At 70.1% G+C, this 1,875-nt stretch carries 4 protein-coding genes; 3 read left to right on the top strand and 1 reads right to left on the bottom strand.

What is annotated here, in order from left to right:
* The coding region (locus JQX11_RS33675; RefSeq protein ID WP_357936072.1) for a polyketide synthase docking domain-containing protein at positions 1 to 96 on the bottom strand (96 nt) is incomplete at its 3' end.
* Between the two features lie 184 nt (positions 97 to 280).
* On the opposite strand from JQX11_RS33675, the gene JQX11_RS31930 reads away from it, so the two are divergent.
* From JQX11_RS31930 to JQX11_RS33670, 3 genes are all read left to right on the top strand, one after another.
* Positions 281 to 1,486, top strand: a complete 1,206-nt coding sequence (locus JQX11_RS31930) for a cytochrome P450 (protein WP_204928633.1) — start codon at positions 281 to 283, stop codon at positions 1,484 to 1,486.
* Positions 1,483 to 1,692: a ferredoxin gene (locus tag JQX11_RS31925; RefSeq protein ID WP_307826481.1), complete on the top strand. Its 210-nt coding sequence runs from the start codon at positions 1,483 to 1,485 to the stop codon at positions 1,690 to 1,692. Before JQX11_RS31930 ends, JQX11_RS31925 begins: the two co-directional genes overlap by 4 nt.
* A gap of 39 nt (positions 1,693 to 1,731) precedes the next feature.
* Positions 1,732 to 1,875: polyketide synthase docking domain-containing protein (locus tag JQX11_RS33670; RefSeq protein ID WP_204928634.1), on the top strand; the 144-nt coding region annotated here is incomplete at its 3' end.

Raw genomic sequence — 1,875 nt, 5'->3', positions numbered from 1 at the left:
ATCGGCGCCCTCCACCTCCGCCAGCCGGCGTCGGGTCTGCTGCAGGTCGGTGGTGACCCGCTTGAGGTACTCACGGAGCTTGTCTTCGTTCGCCATCGCGGGCCATCCCCCTGGGGGTAGCGGGCCTGAGGAGAGCAGACCCATCGGACTGCACAGGACTGTCCGCGTGCCTACTTAGATCGCCCTATCAGGGCTCTAAATCGCCTGTTGGGAGCCGGGAAACCGGGGCCTGACGGGCCCGGGTAAGGGCGAATTTAGAACCCGTCCCTAGGTTCCCGGCATGACCGAAGACGGCGTTCCGGGCGCACCGGCATTCCCCATGCCCCGTACCTGCCCGTTCTCCCCACCACGCGAGTACGCCGAGCTGCGGGCCGCACGGCCGTTGTCCCGGGTGACCCTCCAGGACGGCAACACGGCGTGGCTGGCCACCAGCCACGAGTACGTCCGTACGCTGCTCGGCCACCCCGCCACCAGCGCGAACCGGGCCCACCCCGGCTTCCCGGCGACCGTCGCCAACGTGCAGGCCTTCGCGCAGAAGGGCTTCCTGCTCTCGATGGACCAGCCGGAGCACTCGCTGCACCGGCGGATGGTGGCCGCCGAGTTCACCGTGCACCGGATCCGGCAGCTGCGGCCCCGCATCCAGCAGATCGTCGACGACCGGATCGACGCGCTGCTGGCGATCGAGACCCGTCCGGTGGACCTGGTACGGGAGCTGGCCCTGCCGGTCCCGTCCCTGGTGATCTGCGAACTGCTCGGTGTCCCCTACGGGTCCCGCGACGTCTTCCAGGGGCACACCGAGGTACTGCTGGCCCGCTCCAGCAGCCCGCAGCAGCGGCAGGAGTCGTTCGGCGCACTGCGCGCCTTCCTCGGCGACCTGGTCACCAGCAAGGACGGCGACCCGGACGACGACCTGCTGGGTCGCCTGTCGGTGAAGTACCGGGCGGCGGACTGCTACGACCACGAACTGCTCACCGGGTTCGCGATGCTGCTGCTGCTCGCCGGTCACGAGACCACCGCGAGCATGATCTCCCTCGGTCTGCTCGCGCTGCTACGGGACGAGCGGCTCGCGACGCAGCTGACCGACGATCCCACCCTGACCCCGAACGCCGTCGAGGAGCTGCTGCGCTACTTCAGCATCGTCGACTACCCCACCGCCCGGGTCGCCCTGGCCGACATCGACCTGGGTGCGGACCGGGTGCGCGCCGGTGAGGGCTTCGTCGCCTCCGCCGCCGCCGCCAACCACGACGGCGATGTCTTCGCCGATCCGGCCACCATCGACTTCCGGCGCGGCGTCCGTGGCCACGTCGCCTTCGGCTACGGCGTGCACCAGTGCCTCGGGCAGAACCTGGCCCGCGCCGAACTCGAGATCGTCTACGACACGGTGCTCGCCCGGCTGCCCGCCATGAAGCTGCTGACCTCCCCCGAGGAGCAGCCGTTCAAGGAGGCCACCGTGTACGGCCTGCACTCCCTGGAGGTGACCTGGTGAGTTCCCTGCGCCTGAGCGTCGACGACGAGCAGTGCTGCTGCTCGGGTCAGTGCGTGCTCGCCGCCCCCGACCTGTTCGACCAGCGCGAGGAGGACGGCATCGCCGTGGTGCTGGTCGCCGAGCCGACCGCGGACCGGTACGAGGAGGCCCGGACCGCCGCCCGGCACTGCCCGAGCAACGCCATCTCCGTGCACGAGCGGGACTGACGTCCTGCCCCTTCGCTCGACAGCCCGCCCACCGGGCGCGTGGGCCGGGTTCCCACATTCCTGGCACCCGGAAAGGCCTGTCCCGTGTCGAACTCCGAAGACAAGTTCCGTGAGTACCTCAAGCGTGCCACCGTCGATCTGCGGCAGACCCGCGCCCGCCTCGCCGAGGTGGAGGAGCAGGAC

Source organism: Micromonospora humida (assembly GCF_016901255.1).
GTDB classification, from domain to species: Bacteria; Actinomycetota; Actinomycetes; order Mycobacteriales; family Micromonosporaceae; genus Micromonospora; species Micromonospora wenchangensis.
This window is presented reverse-complemented; position numbering and strand designations above follow the sequence as displayed.